The organism is Nocardia sp. NPDC057272 (assembly GCF_042668615.1).
GTDB lineage: Bacteria > Actinomycetota > Actinomycetes > Mycobacteriales > Mycobacteriaceae > Nocardia.
Map to the genome: position 1 here is coordinate 1 of NZ_JBHUYK010000036.1, position 17473 is coordinate 17473.

Here is a 17473-nt window from a genome sequence, read left to right on the forward strand (position 1 = left end):
GTTAGGCGCCGCGGAGATGCGACGAAGGAGCGATTCCGCGGCGCCTAACCGGCAGCCCCTCAGGGCCGCGGACACGCGCGCGCCAGCGCGCCGATAAACACAGCCTCAAACCGTCCTGGGACTACCGAACCCCCGAATCCCCGTACGCCCCGCCACTCCACCACCCAGCACCAAAACCCTGTCGGACCCCCATGACATCATGCGAGCACCATGGAACTACGCAAGGGTGCGCACGCGCCGGTACCGACATCGCTTCTCGCCGTGGTCGTTTCATGGCGGTCGGCGCATACCGTAGACGCGCATGCCCTGCTGGTCACCGAATCGGGCCTGGTCCGCGCCGACCGCGATTTCGTCTTCTTCAACGCGCCCCGGCACGCCTCCCAGGCGGTGACCCTCGACCAGGAACCCGCCCCCGGCACCGCGCGGCTGAGCATCTCACTGCCCCGCACCGAACCCGAGGTGGCGCGCATCGTCATCAGCGCGTCCCTCGACGACGCCACCTTCGACCAGCTCCTCGACCTCACCCTGACCGTGCACGCCGCCGACGGCCCGATCGCCCAGTTCACCATCGACGGTATCGAAGACGTCCAGGCGATGATGTTCGGCGAGTTCTATCGCCGCGACGGCCAGTGGCGGTTCCGCGCGATCGGCCAGGGTTGGTCGGGCGGGCTGGCCGGCCTCGCCAGTGAATTCGGGGTCACGGTCGACGAGCCGGCCACCGGGCGTCCCAGCATCACGCCCGACGACAGCTCGCGGGTACCCGCGCGACCGAATGGGGCCGCCGCTGACGCCGCCGCGCGCTCCGTCGATCGCGCACGATTCGCGAGTGTGCCGTCACGGCACGACGCGTCTACTGCCGATCTGCCCGACGCCGATCACCGGGCGAACTGGTCGTCTGCCGAGTCTGCGAATCCCGCCGCAGCGCGACACGACGGACCGACGTCGACGCGCCCACCGGCCCTGTCCCGCCGCGTCATCGACGTACCGCCCCCGCCACCGGTCGACCCGGAGGTCGCCGACTGGCATCCGGACCCGGAAACCCCCGATCAACTCCGCTGGTGGGACGGCGACGAGTGGACCTCGAGCGTCCACCCGCACATCCACGATCACCGAACCCGCTGTACCCGCTGTGGTAGCCCTCTGCGGCGCAAGCTGTTCGGTGGGCACGGACCGTGCAAGAACTGTGCCGCCGAAATCGAGGAGTTCCTCACGCACTGGCGCAACCGGGCCAGGCGCGTCCTCGCGGGTCCCGGCACGATGTCAGTGGAATGGACCGAGGTATGGGCCGCTCTGCGCTTCCAGCGCATCGACGAGGAGCGCGGCCGAACACTGCTGCGCGAGGCGGGTCTGACCCAGGTCGAGCGGATGGTCGCCTTCGCCTTCGCCGACGGTGAGGTGTTCGCCGAGGAACTGGACGCCTTCGAACACGTGGTCAGCGAGCTGGCGCTGTCCGGCGGCATCGTCGACGATCTGCGTCGCCGAATGCATCGCGGCCGCACCCTGTCCCGCTTGCGCGCCGGCGAACTGCCCACCGTCAACACTCCCGGTCTGCATCTGGACCCCGACGAACGCGTGCACCTCGATCTGCCCGCCGTCCACGTCCGCATGCTCGCGCGCGGCCCACGCAACACCGAGGGTCGCCTGATCGGCAGTTCCAAGAAGCTGCGTTTCGTCGGCCACGGCACCGGCATCGAGCTGCCGTGGAACCGGGTGGTGTCGGTGCATCCCGAGCACGGCACCGTCGTGCTCGCGGCGACCTCGGCGCGCGGCGGCGCGACCTTCGGCGTCGCCGACCCCGACTATGTGGCGGCAGCATTGGAAGGCGCACTGCGCGTATCGAAACGTCTGGTCCTGACGCCGGGCCAGCTCGACAGCCGCAGCATCCCCCAGGATGTGAAAGCCCAGGTGTGGCAGCGCGACGGTGGCGCGTGCGTCGAATGCGGTGACGGCCACTACCTGGAGTTCGACCACATCATCCCGCTCAGCCGCGGTGGTGCGACGAGCGTGACGAACCTGCAGATCCTGTGCCGGGCCTGCAATCGCGCCAAGGGCGCGCGGATCTAACCGAGAATCGCGTTCATGATGGTGCCGCCACTGGTGGCGACGACGCCGCCGATCATCGCGCCCGCGATCATCTTCGGCGACTCCATCGCACTACCGTTCCACTTCTCCCAGGCGAACTTTCCACCGGCGACAGTGATGGCGAGCACACCCGACAGAATCATGAACCAGGTCAGGTACTGAACCATTTTCATGATCTTGTCCGACAGCGGAGGCGCTTCCGGCGAGGGATTGCCGATCTGCGCATACGTGGTGATGGTGTCGGCCATCGACGTCAGAATGATGCTCATAGCCTGCTCCCCTATCGCGTGACGCGAACTGCGTTCCAGCCCTGCCGTATTCGATCGTGGTCCAGGATACGGGCGCGAACCCCCTGCACACCAACAAAACCGATCGGTTCGGTCGGATGGGCACCGACACGGTGACAGATGACCGGATACCATCAGTGCAGAGTTCATCGTCGTCCCGTTCCTCCGAGATACCGAGTGAGACCCCATGCTCCTGGCCGCCGTCACCGATACCTTGGCGCAGATCGGCAATCCGACCCCCGAAGCACCGCCACTGGCGGACAAGATCATGCAGCTGGTCAGGTACCTGACCTGGTTCATCTTGTTGTCCGGCATCATCGCCATCACTGTCGCGGGCGGAAAATTCGCCTGGGAGAAGTGGACCGGTAGCTCCATGGAGTCGCCGAAGATGGTCGCGGGCGCAATGATCGGCGGCGTCGTCGCCACCAGCGCGGGCACCATCATGAACGCGATGCTCTAGGTTCCTGCTCCGCTCGGGACGGTCCGGGATCAGCCCGGGCCGACTCGACCGGCCAGAAACGCTTCGACCCGAGTTCTGTTGGGGTTCAACAGAACTCGGGTCAGCTGAACTCTCGAGTGTCGGCGCACAGCATCTACCTCCTGTCGTTCGGTGGTTCGGGTCGGCTAGGTGTAGAGCCGGTCCACGAAGGCGTTCAGGTTTTCCACCACTCGCTGGGCCTTCTCCTCCGGGGTCAGATCCTCGCGATACCGGCTGCCCATCGACGGCCGCTTCTTGTTGCGCGCGTACAGCGAGCAGGCCAGATCGGTGCACATGTAGCTACCGACCGTGTTGCCTTTACGCCCCGACTCGCCCGTCTTGCTCGCGGTCATCAGCGAAACGCCGCCGCCGGAGTGCGTGGTGAGGCAGATCGTGCACATCTGCGTCTTGCCCGACCCGCCGGTCTCGTGCCGTAATGCGACGCTGACCAGCCCGTCCTCCCGCGGCACCGAGATATAACAGCGCCCCGCGTACGAGGGGTCGGTCCAGCCGAGGAAGTCGAGATCCTCCCAGGGGCGTTCGACCAGGTCACGCGGCACATTCAAGCGCTTGGCGTCGCCCTTCGAACAGTTGACGAACGACGACCTGATATCGCGTTCGGTAATGGGTTCCATGCGTTGCTCCTTTCCAGTCTGCGTACTGCAAACGGTAGACACGCTAACGATCCCCACCTGCGGAGACAACCTGTTTTCCGGCCACCGGTGACGAGCATCCCCGCCGATGGCCCGGCTGTCAGCGGAGGATCCCCGCGGCCCGCGCGGCGCGCAGCCAGTCGGGGAACTCACCGAGCAGTCTCCCGTACAGCTCGGCGTCGCTGATCTGGTCGATGTCGTCGAGGGCGAAGAAGCCCGCGTTGTCCACGACGCGGCCGTCGAGTTCGTCGAGGGTGCGCAGGACACCGAAGTTGGCTGTGCCGAGGCCGATGAACTGCCAGAAGGCGGGCAGGTGGGCGGCCTCGCGCATCACGGCCGCGATCTCGCGCTTCTTCGCGAAGCCACCGTCGGTGAAGAACAGGACGAGGGTGGGCTCGGTGAGGGTGTCGATGACCGCACGCATGATCGGCAGTTCGTCGTTGCGGCCGCCGATGGCGTTGTAGTCGACGCCCTGGTGCGTGCCCTTGAGATGAAGATAGGTGTGCGCCCACTGCTCCCCGCCCTCGACGGTGATATCGGGCAGTTTCACGTAGCTGAGCGCGTAGAGGTAGGCCTCGAGTACGCCGTCGTCATCGAGTTGCGTGGCGACCGGGATCATTCGCTCGACGACCCGATGCACCGTCCCGGCGCGATACATCTTCTCCATGCTGCCGGTCTTGTCGATCACCAGCACCACCCGCGCCCTGGCGCCGAACGCGCTCTTGTCGATCAGCACCTTCGCGACTTCGCGCTTGCGCATGTCCAGCCGCTGCCGCTTCTCGAACGACAGCGCCGCCTCACCGGGAACCGTCCGAACTTCCACCACCGCTTCCGGCTCGTCGACGCTCACCCCGTGGTCGGTGACCAGGTCGGCGAATCCGCCCGCGTAGCCTTGTCCGACGGCACGGACTTTCCACTGGTCACCCCGGCGATACAGCTCGAGCGCGATCACCACCGACTCGCGACCGAGTCCGTCGATCACGTACTCGTGCAGCACATTCCCCGCGCGGTCGGCGACCGAGGCCACCGGCGACGTGGCGCCGCCGAACGTATCCCCTTCTGCCGCGACAGTGATCACGGCGCGAATCTGCGCGATCTCGACCGGTACGGCGCCGAGTGACACCTCGAGCCCGGCACCGTGGAGCCGAACACCCGGCGCCTGCGGCTGATTGAAGAAGACGAAGTCCGCGTCCGAACGCACCTTTCCCGCGTCGGTCACCAGCAGTGCCGAGAGGTCGGCGGCCACGCCGCCGCGAACCGACAGCACCACCTCCCCCGAAGCCAAGCCCGCATTCTGTCCCTTGACCAGCGCAGCAGCCATCGCCATCCCTCTCATCGCACCGTAATGCCCCACACCCTAGGCGAATACGGGCTAGATCCAGCCCTTCTCGCGCGCTTTGAGGGCGGCTTCGTAGCGATTGGACACCCCGAGCTTGGTCATCGCCGAGGACAGGTAGTTGCGGGTGGTACCCGGGGACAGGTGTGCGCGTTTGGCGATGTCCTCCACGGAGGCGCCGTCGGCGGCGAATTCGAGGACGTCGGCCTCGCGGGCGGTGAGGACGGTGTCGCCCGCGCTGATGGCTTCGGCCGCGAGCTCGGGATCGACATATCGGCCACCGTTGTGCACCGACCGGATCACCTCGGCCAGCGTCGCCGCGGAGGTCGTCTTGGGCAGGAATCCGCGCACACCGGCCGCGAGAGCGCGCTTGAGATAACCGGGCCTGCCATGACTGGTGACGATCAAAGTGCCCGCACCAGGAGTGATTCGGAGCAGTTCGACGGCGGTGTCGATGCCGTCGATGCCCGGCATCTGCAGATCGATGACCGCGACCGCGCCCGGTTCGCCGTCCTCGGCCCTGCGGCGCCACGCGGCGACGAGTTCCGCACCGGAGCCGACGTGGGCGACGACCTCCAGATCGGGCTCCAGGCCGAGCATCGTCGCCATGGCGGCGCGGATGAGGGTCTCGTCGTCGGCGAGGAATACGGGAATCACTGCTTCTCCCAATGGATTTCGAGGGCGAATTCGTCGCCGGAGGTGGCGACGTCGAGGGTCGCGCCGACAGCGGCGAGTCGTTCGCCGAGGCCGCGCAGCCCGGATCGTTCACCGATCGCGCCCTGCGGTCGGTCGTTGCGCAGCGACATGCCGGACCCGCCGAGTGCGAGGGTCGCGGTGGTCGCGGCCGAGTGTTCGACGATATTGGTTGTGCCTTCCCGGACCACCCAGGCCGCGACTTCATGGAACGCCGCGGGCACCTTGGCCGCGTCACCCTCCACGACGAGTACGCAGCCCGCCGCCGACAACAGTGATCGCGCCCCGGCCACCTCCCCGCGCAGGTCGATATTGCGGTAGCCGCGCACCAGAGTGCGCATCTGCCCCATCGATTCGACCGCCAGTGTTCTGACCTCGTCCATTTCCGCGGTCGCTCGATCGATGTCGCCTGCCCGTGACAGTGCCACCGCCAGTTCGCTTTTCACCGCGATGGCCGAGAAGCCGCGTCCCACGACATCGTGGAGGTCGCGCGAGAAGCGCAATCGTTCCTCGGCGACCTGCAGTTGCGCCTCGACACCTTTGGTTCGCTCCAACTCGTCGATGATTCCCAGACCCCACACGGTGAGCCGGGTCAACACGATCGCGAAGACCCCGGTGAACAGAAACGCCGCCGCGCCTCGAAGGCCCGCGCCCAGTGGCGTGCCGAAGACCACCAGCGGAGTGGCCACGCTGAGAACGACCAGGATCCACCACTTGTGACGAGTGAACGGGATGACGGAGAAGATCGCCATGAACACCGCGGACACACCCACCGTGCGCGCGCTGAGGACGGTCGCCTCGTCGGTGGCCACGCGGGCGACGAGCCCGCTGATCGCCCACAGCGCGACCAGCATCACGATGGCGACGGGCAACATCCGCGGCCGTGCCACCACACCGGGAACGGTGGCGAAAGCGGGTTGTGCCTCCAACGCGAACCCGGCCGCGATGCCACCGGCGACGATCCCGAGCACCGATGGCACCGACTCGGCACCGATCGCCAGCGCGACGACGAGCACGGCGATCACCGCCTGAAACGAGAGCCGGGTGTAGAGCCGGAACTTGGCGGCTCCCGACAGCTCATGCCACCAGGCGGTCGCGCGCGTCACCCGCGGTCGTCCCAGCGGAAGCTCTTGCGGGTCAGCACGAGCGCCAGCACGGTCCATAGCGCCAGTGTCGCAAACGGCCGGCCGGATTCGGTGACGGTGTCGGCGAAGCCGAGCGCGGCGTCGGATTCGGCGAACGACGACAGCGTGCCCGACGTGCCGAGGGAGATGAGGTCGGAGACGGCGGCGAACGGGGTCCAGTCGGCCGCCTGCGCCAGCCGATCGGGCAGCACACCGCGGATCGAGGACATGCCGAGCATCGCGATGATCATCACCGGCAGTGAGGTGATCTGCGCGGCCTCGGCGTTCTTGGTGTACGCGCTGGTCGCCAGGGCGAGCAGTGAGAACAGCACTGTCCCGCCGACGAGTGCTACCACGATCGCCAGTGGGTTGACGGGCGCGGGGGCGCCGGTGCCGTAGACCACCGCGGTGATGACGGCGGTGCACGCGAGCGTCATGATGGCGCCTGGGACGGCCGGAGCGAGCTGGATCTGCCAGTCGGCGGCCTCGCCCGTGCGCAACCGTTTCAGGACGCCTTCGCTACGGCGGGTGGTCACCATCGACAGCACCGAGTAGTACTGCACGAACAGCAGGGTGAGCAGCGCCAGCAATTCGAAGGTCACCGCCGCCATCGCCGCTGTGGGCTCGGCGTCTTTGCGGGCGATGAAGTAGCTGGCCAGCGGAATTCCGATCGGGAAGACCGTCGCCATGTAGACGAGAGTCTTGTTGCGCCGGAACTGCAGCCACTCCGCCGTGGCGAGCGCGGTGAGTGGTCGACGGCGAAATCCGGCGGCGGGCAGGGCGGTGGTCATCGTGCTCCGATCAAGGTGGGAGTGGTTGCCTCGGCGATATCGAGAAAGACCGATTCCAGGGATGCGGCGCGCGCTTCGAGTCCGGTCAGGCGCACGCCCGCTTCGCGGGCCCAGCCGAGCAGCTCGAACAGGTGACCTTGGAGATCGTTGGTGCTGATGGTGACTCGCGCTTGCGCGTCGACGCGGGCGCCACGCAACTGCGGTACGGGCAGGCCGGGGTGATCGAAGGCGATCCGCGCCGGATGGTCGTCGACGATGTCGCGCAGCGTGCCCCTGCGGGCGATCGCGCCCTTGTGCATGATCGCGATCTGATCGGCGAGCGCTTCGGCCTCGTCCAGGTAGTGCGTGGTGAGGACCATCGTCACCCCCGACGCTTTGAGGTCGGCGAGCAATTGCCATGTCCCCCGCCGGCTTTCCGGATCGAGGCCGGTGGTCGGTTCGTCGAGGAACAGCAGGCGCGGCTGTCCGAGCAGGGCGCAGGCCAGGTCGACGCGGCGCTGCTCACCACCCGACAGCGAGCCGACCCGCACCCCGGATCGGTCGGTCAGGCCGACCTGCGCCAAGACCGCCTCGGCGGTGGTCGGTGCGGTACACGTTCCGCGCCACATTTCGAGCGTCTCGGCGACGGTCAGCTCGGCGGGCAACCCGCCCGACTGCAACATGATGCCGACCCTCGGGCGCACCTGGTCGCGGTGCCGGAGCGGGTCGAGGCCGAAGACTTCGACCTCGCCTGCCGAGGGGGCGATGAGCCCCTCCAGCATGTCGAGGGTGGAAGTCTTTCCCGCGCCGTTGGTTCCGAGCAGGGCGAACACCTCCCCTTCGCGCACCTCGAGGTCCACGCCTTTGACGGCTTCGAACGCGTCGTCGCCGCGGCCGTAGGTTCGGCGCAGCCCGCGTGCGGTGATGACGTCTGTGTTTCTCATGCCTTCTACCGTGGTCGACGCGGGGCATCGCCAGTAGTAAGCGCAGTCACCGATCCCCGATGGGATTCACATGGGTAAGCCATGACATAAGTCATCGGACTGCGGCTGTGCGCAGGAGCGCCACGCCGTAGGCGATGAACCAGGCCGACCACAACAGCCAGCCGGACAGGCCGATGAGACCGAGCGGGCCGTCGTGGTCGATGATCAGGGGCGTGATGGTCGCCGCAGTGAATTGCAGTGCGGCGGCGAGGAATCCGATGGCCGCGTGCCATGGCTTGACGAGGCCGCCGAGTCGGCCCGCGACCGTCAGACCGACCAGTGCTGTCGCGAGGAAGGTGCCGTTCAGCGCGAGCAGGGCATCGTGCAGCGCCCACAGTGCGCCACCTTCCCCGCTCGAAGTGCCTAGGGCATAACGAATTCCGACGATCACTGTGAAAGTCGCGTTCTGCAACAGCAATCCGGCGAAGCCGACCAGCGACCATCCGGTCCCCGCCGTCCGCTCGGCCGGTCGCAGGGCCGCCAGTGCACCGGCGCCGAACAGCACGGCACAGAACCAGCCCAGCGGTACCGGTGCCATCGCCAGCGCCACGAGGTCGCGGTGGTCGACGAAGAACGTGACGGCCGTGCGCGAGTCGGTACCGGGCTTCGGCAACCCGGCAGGTGCCAAGATCAGATTGGCGCCCAGGATGACCAGCACGAAGCCGATACCGGCGATCCCCGCGACCCGCTGGAACCGCGCACCGCTCGACAGATTAGATTTATCGCTCATATTTTGAATATAGGTACCGTAAACCGAAAGGGGAACCCATGGCCACCGACCCACCCCGCCGCCGCTACGACTCCCTTCGCCGCACCCTGCAAGCTCAGGCGACCAGCACCGAGATCGCCCAGGCCGCCCGCAGGCTGTTCGTGGAGCAGGGCTGGGCCGCCACCACGGTCCGCGACGTGGCCCGCGAAGCCGGCGTCTCCGTTCCCACCGTCTACTCCGCCTACGGCAACAAAACCGGGCTCATCCAGGCAATAGTCGACGCCGCCGATCTCTCCGCCGACGCCCCACGGATGCTCGACACCCTGGAAGCCGCCGCAGGCGACCCCCGAGCCCAACTGGCCGCCATGGCCGGCTACGACCGTCGCCTCTACGAACGCGCCGCCGACGTCATCGGCCTGATCCGCGAAGCGGGCCGCACCGAACCAGCCCTGGCCACCACCTACCTCGACGCCCGCCACCGCGCCGACCGAACCCGCATCGAGGTCTTCACCTCCTGGCCTCCCGGCACCCTCCGCGAAGACCTCCCCACCTCGGTCGACATCTACGCCGCCCTGTGCACCATCGACGTCTACACCACCCTCACCACCGAACGAGGCTGGTCTCCCGACCGAGTCGAAACCTGGTGGACCACCACCCTCGCCCGCGAACTCCTCGCTTGACGATTCGCCCTCGGCCGACCGGAAACTTGTCTACTATCGATCGTAGTAGAACGAACACTGGAGGGGCAGTGAGTGATCCGAACAAGACCGATCCCGGCCATGGCGCCGAGAGGTCATCGATGGCACGGCTGGTGGAATCGTGCTCCCGATTCGCGAACAAGCGCGGCATCTACCTGGGCCGCCGATCGACGAAACTCCATGTGGCCCTGTACCGCTGGACCAACGGCCGGGTGGGCGGGCACCTGCCCGCCTGGCCCGGCGCCCGAATCCTGCTCCTCGACCACGTCGGCGCCAGAACCGGCACCCACCGAACCTCGCCCCTGATGTACCACGCCGACGGCGACACCATCGCCCTTGCCGCGTCCAAAGCCGGCCAACCGACTCACCCCGCCTGGTTCCACAACCTGAAAGCCAACCCGGACACCACGATCCGGATCGGCGCCCGGTCGCACCCCGTGCGGGCTCGCGTAGCCACCGACGCGGAACGAAACCTGCTGTGGCCGAGGTTCATCGAGTTCTTCCCGAGCTACGACTTCTACCAACGTCACGCAGGCGACCGCAAGATCCCGATCGTGATCCTCACCCCGCGCACCTAGATGTCACCCGACCAGCATCGCCGGTCGGTCTCCTCCGCTGCCGTACGCCGATCCACGGGCGACCGGCGGGGACTTCGGCTGGCGCACAGGTAATTTCCCAGCCATTTGCTGAATCCGCGACGCTGTCGACAGGCATCATCAAGGGATGAGTTTTACGGTGGCCTACCTGCAGTACGCCGGATCGGGTCCGATGCGGCACGAGGAGAAGCTCCTCACCGAGGGACTCGCAAGACTCGACGTCCCCGTCCGTCACTACAGCCTGAAGCGTATTCAACGCAGGCAGTTGGCGTTGGGGCCCGGCATTTTCATCGCCGGGGACATGGATGCGATGCACGGCGCGATGCGCCAATTGGGCATCCCGATACCGCAACCCGACGACTATCCCGACGTGCTTCGCGGCTTCCTCGGACGCAAGGTGTGGGCATCGACACTGGGGGAGATCGAGCGCTCGATGGACGGCGGCTCCTCCCCACCGGTTTTCGTCAAACCCGCGGACCGCCGAAAGGCCTTCACGGGCTCGGTCTGCTACTCGGAACACGATTTCGCCGCATGGGGGAATACCAGTCGGCGCCAGCGCGTCTGGTGCTCCGAGGTCGTCACCTGGGTGTCGGAATACCGCGTCTACGTCATCGGCTGGCAGATCGTGGCCGTCGACCACTACGAGGGTGACAACTCCGTGCCGCTGAACATGGAAGCGGTCGAATCAGCGGTCAGTGCCTACTACCGTTCCGGAACCGCCCCCACGGCCTACGCCATCGATTTCGGCGTACTGGCCAACGGTGAAACGACGCTCGTCGAGGCCAACGACGGCTACGCCCTCGGCGCCTACGACATCACCGCCGACCAGTACACCGCGCTGCTGATGAACCGATGGCGTGATCTCCTCACGTCCGAGGCGCGGCCGGCACGCACCACGAGCTTCTAGCGTCAACTCATCGACGACGCAGGGACGTGTCCAGCAGAGATGGTGGGGTGTCGTGCTTTTCGTGGGGGGCGAGGTCGGTGCCAGGGGCCACGATGGCATCGATGGCGTCGAGGATCTCGGGTGACAGGACGGTGTCGGCGGCGGCCAGCTGGGCGTGCAGGTGGTTCATGGTCCGGGGGCCGATGATGGCGCTGGTGACGGCGGGATGGGCCGTGACGAAACCCAGGGCGAGTTGGATCAGGGTCAGGCCCGCCTGGTCTGCCAGTGCCGCGAGTTGTTCGACGGCGGCCATCTTGGCGTGGTTGGCCGGGATGGTGGTGTCGAACCGGTCGGGCATGAATGCCGAACGGCTGGTGGTTATCTCGCGGTCGGCGCGGATGGCGCCCGAGAGCCATCCCGAGGCCAGCGGGCTCCAGGCGAGCACGCCGAGACCGTATTCCTCGGTGACCGGCAGGACGTGAGTTTCGATGCCGCGCTGCAGGATCGAATAGCTGGGCTGTTCGGCGACATAGCGGCTCAGGTGGTGTTCTTTGGCCGCCCACTGCGCCTGCACGATGCGGTAGGCGGGGAACGTCGAGGATCCGAAGTAGCGGATCTTGCCCGCACGCTGAAGATCGGTGAGCGCCGAGAGGGTTTCCTCATCGCTGGTTTCGGGGTCCCAGCGGTGGATCTGATAGAGATCGACGTGGTCGACGTCGAGTCGGCGCAGGCTGTCGTCGAGGGCGGTGGTGAGCCAGCGGCGTGAACCGCCGCGATGATTGCGCTCCTCGCCCATCGGCATGGTCGCCTTCGTGGCCAGCACGATGTCGTCGCGGCGACCCGCGACGGCCTTGCCGACCAGCTCCTCCGATTCGCCCTGGCCGTACATGTCGGCGGTGTCGATGAGGTTGACGCCGCCGTCGATGGCGACGTCGATCATGGCGGTGACCTCGTCCTGCGTGGAATTTCCCAGCTTGCCGAAGTTCATCGCGCCGAGCACGAGCGTGCTGACCTGAACGCCGGTACGGCCCAGAGTGCGGTACTGCATGGCGGTTCCTCCCAGATGGGCTTGGTTCGGCTCGCCGACTCTGGCATCCTCAACCAAGCGGAACAATGTTCCGTTAATCAACATACGGAACACTGTTCCGTTTAACAAGAGGGAGGTCTCGTGGCCGACAGCCCGACCGAGCCGCCGAGCCGCCGAGCCGACGCCCGGCGCAACCAGCAGGCCCTGCTCGACGCGGCCGCGGCCGCCTTCATCGCCTCGGGCGTCGATGTCCCCGTCCGCGAGATCGCGACCCGAGCCGGCGTCGGCGTAGGCACCATCTATCGACACTTCCCGACCCGGGCCGACCTCATCGTCGCCGTCTACCGCCACCAGGTCGAAGCGTGCGCCGAGGCGGGCCCCACACTCCTGGCCGCCCTCGCTTCCCCCCACGCCGCACTGGGCGAATGGATGACCCTGTTCGTCGACTTCCTGACCACCAAACACGGCCTGGCGGAAGCACTTCAATCCGACGCCGCCACCTTCGAAACCCTCCACACCTACTTCCTCGACCGCCTGGTCCCCACCTGCGAAACCCTCCTCACCGCCGCCGCCGGCGCAGGCGAAATCCCCCCCGGCACCGACCCCTACGAACTCCTGCGCGCCGTCGGCAACCTCTGCATCGGCGGCAACACCCCCCGCTACCACCCCCGCCGAATGGTCGCCCTCCTCATCGCGGGGCTGAGCGTGAGGTAGATGCGCAGGAGCTCCCCCAGATATGGCGGTCCAGCCCGGGTTGGTCGGCAGCCTGCGCTCGTGGGAGTGGGGCCGAATACTGATGGCTGACGCCGATCTGGTGTGCACGCAAGCCGGAGGGCACGCTGCGGACGCGGGGTGCGGGACGCCCGGATCACCGCTTACCTGTCTCGATCGGGCATGAACGTGTTCGGAATCGACTTGTCGCCCCGAATGATCGAGATAGCTCGCGGAGTCATGATCGCGCGCCGCCGGGTTCGCTGATCACTCCTCATCATGGGCCGAGTGCGTAGGTGGCCCGAAAGCCTTGAGGAAGGTTGTTGTGGCGGCGTCGGCGATGGTGCGTAGTTCGGGGGTGGCGAGAGGGTGGGTGCCCAGTTTGGAGCGGGTGTCGATGCTGCCGGTGAGCAGGGCGGTGAAGTGGGTGGCCGCCAATTCCGGGTCATCGAGCTGGAGTGCGCCCGCGAGCGCTAGGCGGGAGAGGCGGTCGGCGAGGGATTGGACTACCCGATGGGGGACCTCGGCGACGATGTCTATCAAGTCGGGGAACTGCGCGGATTCGGCGGCGACCAGTCGCCGTAGGGCGCGGGATTCTTCGAGGCAATAACAGGTCGCCAATCGCAGACCGACCTCGCGCAGGGTGGCGGGCAGGTCGGTGCTGCCGCCCGAGAGTTGGTCGACTGCGGCCAAGTTGGCCGCCAGGGCCGTGTTCGTGAGTGACTGCACCACCTGGCGAAACACGGTTTCCTTGTCGCCGAAGTGGTTGTAGACGGTGGCTTTGGCGACCTGCGCCTCGGCGGCGATCTCGTCGACACGGGCCTGCGCGTAGCCACCACGCGCGAAAACGGTGAACGCCGCCGCCAGCACCGCCTGCTGCTTGTCGATCCGTCCACGGGGTGTGACCGATGGCGATCGGGTCGGATTCGAAGCCGCACTCATCGCCCGATCCTATAGCCAATTCGATCAGAGTGGACTCATCACCCTGTTTACATAGACCCGCGCGTCTGTTTAGACTCACGAGTATAGATAAACAGTCTGCACAGTGCGGGCAGTGAGTACTACCGAAGGAGATTCGTGTGAAAACCGTGGTCATCACCGGCGGAACCGACGGCATGGGCAAGGCTCTCGCGCTCACGTACCTGGGCCGCGGTGAGCAGGTGGTTGTCGTCGGCACCAATGCGCAGAAGGGCCGAGCGATCCTCACAGCGGCCGCCGAGATCGGGGCGGGGCACCGCGTCGAGTTCATTCAAGCGGACCTGAGCCTGGTAGCCGAGAATTGGCGGGTGATCGAGCGAGTCCGGGCGGCGCATCGAACCGTCGACACACTGGTCCTGGCTGCGCGCTATTTCCGCGCGACGCGGTTTGTCACCGAGGACGGATTCGAAGCCAACTTCGCACTGTTCTACCTGAGCCGTTACCTGCTCGGTCACGGCCTCGCCGACCGACTCGATCATGCCGAAGCGCCGGTCATCCTCGACCTGTCCGGCCCGGGCGGCGACCTGTCCCGAATCCGCTGGGACGACCTGCAATTCGAGGAGTCCTACCACCCCGATGAGGTCATGGGCCAGTGCGGCAAACTGAGCGATCTACTGGCAGTGGCCTTCACCCGCCGGTACCCCCACAGCCGGACTCGCTACATCCTCCTGCACCCGGGCCTGACCTCAACCGCCTTCACGGGCGAATACGACGCCGCCAGTGCGGCATTGGTCGCCCGAATGCGAGATCAGGGCCAACCCGTCGAAGCAGCCTTGCGCCGCATCCTCCACCACCTCGACAACCCGCCGACCGCCCCACTGTCCGCATTCATGCAAGACAACCCGGTCGACGTCGACGGCGAACCCTTCGCCCCCGAAGCCGCCGACCGATTGGCCGATCTCACCGGCAAACTATTGGTCCAGGCCGGCTAGGCACTGAGAAACCGCAGTTCAGGAGAGGGAGGTGGGGCGGGTGGGGCTCGAACCCACGACCAGCGGATTATGAGTCCGCGGCTCTAACCGACTGAGCTACCGCCCCTCGCCGCGGGGGTCTCCGCGGGCGAGTCGCATGGTACCCGGCGGAGTGCGGGGTTGACCACTCGACGCGGTGGTCGTGTCGAGTAGTCAGGTACGAGAACGGCGATCGGGTCGCGGCTTCCGAGGAAGACGCGGCGACCGATCGCCGTGGTGGTGCTGCACCCGGGGGTAGGGTTTACGAGCGTTCAGCTCGCTGGCCTCCCCGCGCTCGGACATCGCGTTCGCGACGTTCGATGTTGCCCCCTGGGTTGCTGGCCAACTTGATGACTCCAACTACCAACAACAGAACCGCAGCTATCACTGCGATGATTATCAATCCCTGCACGGAACATAACTTAACGTGTATTCCGTTGCAGCGCACAATAAGTTACAATGACGCGCCGACCGTCAACAAGGTACGGCCGAGGGCGGAACGGCTCTCGATCGCGGAGTGAGCCTGCCGCACCTGATCGATCGGGAAGGTTTGCCCGATCACAACTTCCAGCGCACCCTCGGCGACCGCTTCCTGAGCGCGGGCAGTGATGCCCACCCAGTCCACGTCCTGGCCGACGATATCGAACAGACCGAGCACCGTGACACCGCGCGCAACAGCGGCATCGGTGTCGCCCGTCGCGAAATCACCTGCGGCGGACCCATATCCGAGAAAGAGTCCGGCGTCGGCAGCGGCGGTCAGGGCCGCGCCACCGATGTCGCCACCCGCACCGTCGAACACGACCGCCGCTCCCCCGCCGGTGATCTCACGTGCTCGGCCCGCCCAGCCGTCGACGGAGTAGTCGACGACCGCGGTCGCACCCAATCGCGTTGCGAGCGCGAGCTTTTCCGGTCCGCCCGCCGCGGCGACAACCCGCGCGCCCGCCGCGATCGACAGCTGGATGAGCAGCGTGCCGAGGCCGCCCGCGGCGGCGGTGATCAATACCCACGAATTCGGCTGCACGGCAGCCCTGTCGAAGACAGCCAGCGCGGTCCGGCCGTCGTGGGCGAGACCTACGGCTTGCTCGGTGGTGAGCCCGTCGGGGATCTCGGTCAGCGTGGCAGCCTTGGCGAGCGACTTCTCGGCGTAACCGCCGGTGGGTAGGCCGCCGCCGATGCCGCTGGCGGCAGTCTGGGTGACAACGCGCTTACCGAGCCAGCGGGGGTCGACCTCGGCGCCGACCGCGCTCACCACGCCGCCGATCGCACCACCGGGGACGTAGGGCAGGCTCAGCGGGAAGTAGTCCTGACCCCACCCGCTGCGCAGCCGGGTATCGAGGAACATCACGTCGGCGACCTCGACGTCGACGACCACTTCAACCGAATCCGGTTGTGGCGTGGGAACTTCCACCAGGTTCAGAACCTCGGGCCCACCGAATTCTTTGACCTGCACTGCGCGCATCGCGACTCCTTCGTGGTGTTGACCGAACGAGTCAAGGATGAAACCTGAAGTCGAGTTCAGGTCAAGCGCACTGGGACGCAGGTCACACGATCAGGACCCGCCGCCACAGCTGCTACTGCTGCCACCTCCACAGCTGCTACTGCTGCCACCTCCACAGCTGCTGCTACTCCCACCGGAACAACTGCTGCTGCTTCCACCGCTACAGCTACTGCTGCTCCCGCCACCGCAGCCGCTCCCCCCGCCGCAACCGCTGTTCGAGCCGCCACCGCAGCCACCGGACGGGCTGCCCGGATCCCACGGCTGCCCCGAGGTCCCGTCGACATAGGCGGTCATCCCGGCCGACCCGGCCACCCATCGGCGATCCAGCGGGCGCGCGTTCTGCGGCTGAGTCGACTTCTGGATCAGCCACACGACGGTCGTCACCACCGCGCCGATACACACCGCCAGGAAACCGAGCACGATCACGAGCGTCAACACCATGTTCGCAGGCTAACGCCAGAACCCGGCCACAGCATCCCCACTGTCAGTGGCCTTACAGTGAATTGTGGCGTTCTCCTTCCCCCGGACCGGCAGACGGCAAGTCGACCTTCCCACCGTCGACCGCACTGTCGCCGCCCTGGTCTTCCCCGAAGCGATCTTCAAAACCTCGCCCTGGCAGCCTCGCGAACTCGTGGAAACCGGGCTGCGCCAATGGTTGCGGTGCTGCGGTGCCGCCCTTCGCGACGACCAGGTGATCGGGATGCCCTCGCACGCGGTCGACGAGGCGTGGCACGGTTTCATCCTCTGCACCCAGCTCTACGCGAGGTTCTGCGAGCAGGCTTACGGACGTTTCCTGCATCATTTCCCCGAGGGCGTCGGGGAGAGCACGCAGAATCACGGAACCATGGTCGAACAGCTGGGCCGCACCGTGGTCGCCTGGTCGCTGGTCGCGCGACCCGATGAAGAGTGCGTGCTGTGGGACCTGGACCGCAAGGTCGGCGTCGAGAACGCGTGGGGCGTGGACGCCCGGCACGTTGCCGCCGTAGAGGAGCAACTGCGCCGGGCGTAGCCGAT

The 17473-nt window shown here is 66.8% G+C and carries 19 protein-coding genes and 1 tRNA gene; 8 read left to right on the forward strand and 12 right to left on the reverse strand.

Going from position 1 to position 17473, the window contains the following annotated elements:
- Positions 1 to 210: 210 nt before the first annotated feature.
- Positions 211 to 2064, forward strand: a complete 1854-nt coding sequence (locus tag ACFULV_RS31325) for a TerD family protein (RefSeq protein WP_378663013.1) — start codon at positions 211 to 213, stop codon at positions 2062 to 2064.
- On the opposite strand, the gene ACFULV_RS31330 is transcribed toward ACFULV_RS31325, so the two are convergent.
- Positions 2061 to 2351: a hypothetical protein gene (locus tag ACFULV_RS31330; RefSeq protein ID WP_378637732.1), complete on the reverse strand. Its 291-nt coding sequence runs from the start codon at positions 2349 to 2351 to the stop codon at positions 2061 to 2063. The genes ACFULV_RS31325 and ACFULV_RS31330 overlap by 4 nt on opposite strands.
- A 205-nt stretch (positions 2352 to 2556) precedes the next feature.
- Here ACFULV_RS31330 and ACFULV_RS31335 point away from each other — a divergent pair, with 205 nt between their 5' ends.
- Positions 2557 to 2829, forward strand: a complete 273-nt coding sequence (locus tag ACFULV_RS31335) for a hypothetical protein (RefSeq protein WP_101469239.1) — start codon at positions 2557 to 2559, stop codon at positions 2827 to 2829.
- A 164-nt stretch (positions 2830 to 2993) separates the two neighbouring features.
- Here the strand turns inward: ACFULV_RS31335 and ACFULV_RS31340 are convergent, their stop codons facing one another.
- From ACFULV_RS31340 to ACFULV_RS31370, 7 genes are all read right to left on the reverse strand, one after another.
- Positions 2994 to 3482, reverse strand: coding sequence for an FBP domain-containing protein (locus ACFULV_RS31340; RefSeq protein ID WP_378637730.1), 489 nt, complete (start codon positions 3480 to 3482; stop codon positions 2994 to 2996).
- Positions 3483 to 3600: 118 nt separating this feature from the next.
- Complete coding sequence (locus ACFULV_RS31345; protein ID WP_378663015.1) at positions 3601 to 4821, reverse strand: VWA domain-containing protein; 1221 nt, start codon at positions 4819 to 4821, stop codon at positions 3601 to 3603.
- 51 nt (positions 4822 to 4872) lie between these two features.
- Positions 4873 to 5493 carry a response regulator gene (locus ACFULV_RS31350; protein WP_378637725.1) on the reverse strand — a complete coding sequence of 207 codons (621 nt, stop codon included), beginning with the start codon at positions 5491 to 5493 and terminating at the stop codon, positions 4873 to 4875.
- Positions 5490 to 6635, reverse strand: coding sequence for a sensor histidine kinase (locus ACFULV_RS31355; protein WP_378663018.1), 1146 nt, complete (start codon positions 6633 to 6635; stop codon positions 5490 to 5492). Before ACFULV_RS31355 ends, ACFULV_RS31350 begins: the two co-directional genes overlap by 4 nt.
- Complete coding sequence (locus ACFULV_RS31360) at positions 6632 to 7444, reverse strand: ABC transporter permease (protein WP_378663020.1); 813 nt, start codon at positions 7442 to 7444, stop codon at positions 6632 to 6634. The genes ACFULV_RS31355 and ACFULV_RS31360 overlap by 4 nt, the downstream gene beginning before the upstream one ends.
- Complete coding sequence (locus tag ACFULV_RS31365) at positions 7441 to 8367, reverse strand: ABC transporter ATP-binding protein (RefSeq protein WP_378637718.1); 927 nt, start codon at positions 8365 to 8367, stop codon at positions 7441 to 7443. Before ACFULV_RS31365 ends, ACFULV_RS31360 begins: the two co-directional genes overlap by 4 nt.
- A 91-nt stretch (positions 8368 to 8458) precedes the next feature.
- Entirely contained in the window at positions 8459 to 9136 is a 678-nt protein-coding gene (locus tag ACFULV_RS31370) for a hypothetical protein (protein ID WP_378663023.1), read from the reverse strand.
- Positions 9137 to 9174: 38 nt separating this feature from the next.
- Here ACFULV_RS31370 and ACFULV_RS31375 point away from each other — a divergent pair, with 38 nt between their 5' ends.
- The 3 genes from ACFULV_RS31375 to ACFULV_RS31385 all read left to right on the forward strand — a co-directional run bounded on the left by ACFULV_RS31375 (position 9175) and on the right by ACFULV_RS31385 (position 11316).
- A complete protein-coding gene (locus ACFULV_RS31375) occupies positions 9175 to 9795 on the forward strand; it encodes a TetR/AcrR family transcriptional regulator (RefSeq protein WP_378637714.1) in 621 nt (206 codons plus the stop codon).
- Between the two features lie 68 nt (positions 9796 to 9863).
- A complete protein-coding gene (locus tag ACFULV_RS31380; protein WP_378663025.1) occupies positions 9864 to 10391 on the forward strand; it encodes a nitroreductase family deazaflavin-dependent oxidoreductase in 528 nt (175 codons plus the stop codon).
- 145 nt (positions 10392 to 10536) lie between these two features.
- The gene (locus tag ACFULV_RS31385; RefSeq protein WP_378663028.1) at positions 10537 to 11316 is read left to right on the forward strand and encodes an ATP-grasp domain-containing protein; all 780 of its coding nucleotides are present in this window, start codon (positions 10537 to 10539) and stop codon (positions 11314 to 11316) included.
- A gap of 7 nt (positions 11317 to 11323) precedes the next feature.
- Here ACFULV_RS31385 and ACFULV_RS31390 read toward each other — a convergent pair whose 3' ends face one another.
- Positions 11324 to 12343, reverse strand: a complete 1020-nt coding sequence (locus ACFULV_RS31390; RefSeq protein WP_378663031.1) for an aldo/keto reductase — start codon at positions 12341 to 12343, stop codon at positions 11324 to 11326.
- A gap of 120 nt (positions 12344 to 12463) precedes the next feature.
- On the opposite strand from ACFULV_RS31390, the gene ACFULV_RS31395 reads away from it, so the two are divergent.
- Positions 12464 to 13036: a TetR/AcrR family transcriptional regulator gene (locus ACFULV_RS31395; RefSeq protein WP_378663034.1), complete on the forward strand. Its 573-nt coding sequence runs from the start codon at positions 12464 to 12466 to the stop codon at positions 13034 to 13036.
- Positions 13037 to 13300: 264 nt separating this feature from the next.
- Here ACFULV_RS31395 and ACFULV_RS31400 read toward each other — a convergent pair whose 3' ends face one another.
- Positions 13301 to 13975 carry a TetR/AcrR family transcriptional regulator gene (locus ACFULV_RS31400; RefSeq protein ID WP_378663037.1) on the reverse strand — a complete coding sequence of 225 codons (675 nt, stop codon included), beginning with the start codon at positions 13973 to 13975 and terminating at the stop codon, positions 13301 to 13303.
- Positions 13976 to 14112: 137 nt separating this feature from the next.
- Here ACFULV_RS31400 and ACFULV_RS31405 point away from each other — a divergent pair, with 137 nt between their 5' ends.
- Positions 14113 to 14943, forward strand: coding sequence for an SDR family NAD(P)-dependent oxidoreductase (locus ACFULV_RS31405; protein ID WP_378663040.1), 831 nt, complete (start codon positions 14113 to 14115; stop codon positions 14941 to 14943).
- 32 nt (positions 14944 to 14975) lie between these two features.
- On the opposite strand, the gene ACFULV_RS31410 is transcribed toward ACFULV_RS31405, so the two are convergent.
- Both ACFULV_RS31410 and ACFULV_RS31415 read right to left on the reverse strand, forming a co-directional pair.
- Positions 14976 to 15049 (reverse strand) — tRNA-Ile (locus tag ACFULV_RS31410).
- Positions 15050 to 15415: 366 nt separating this feature from the next.
- On the reverse strand, positions 15416 to 16420 hold the full coding sequence (locus tag ACFULV_RS31415; RefSeq protein ID WP_378663042.1) for a zinc-binding dehydrogenase: 1005 nt from the start codon (positions 16418 to 16420) through the stop codon (positions 15416 to 15418).
- A gap of 544 nt (positions 16421 to 16964) precedes the next feature.
- Here ACFULV_RS31415 and ACFULV_RS31420 point away from each other — a divergent pair.
- On the forward strand, positions 16965 to 17468 hold the full coding sequence (locus tag ACFULV_RS31420) for a hypothetical protein (protein WP_378663045.1): 504 nt from the start codon (positions 16965 to 16967) through the stop codon (positions 17466 to 17468).
- Positions 17469 to 17473 lie beyond the last annotated feature (5 nt).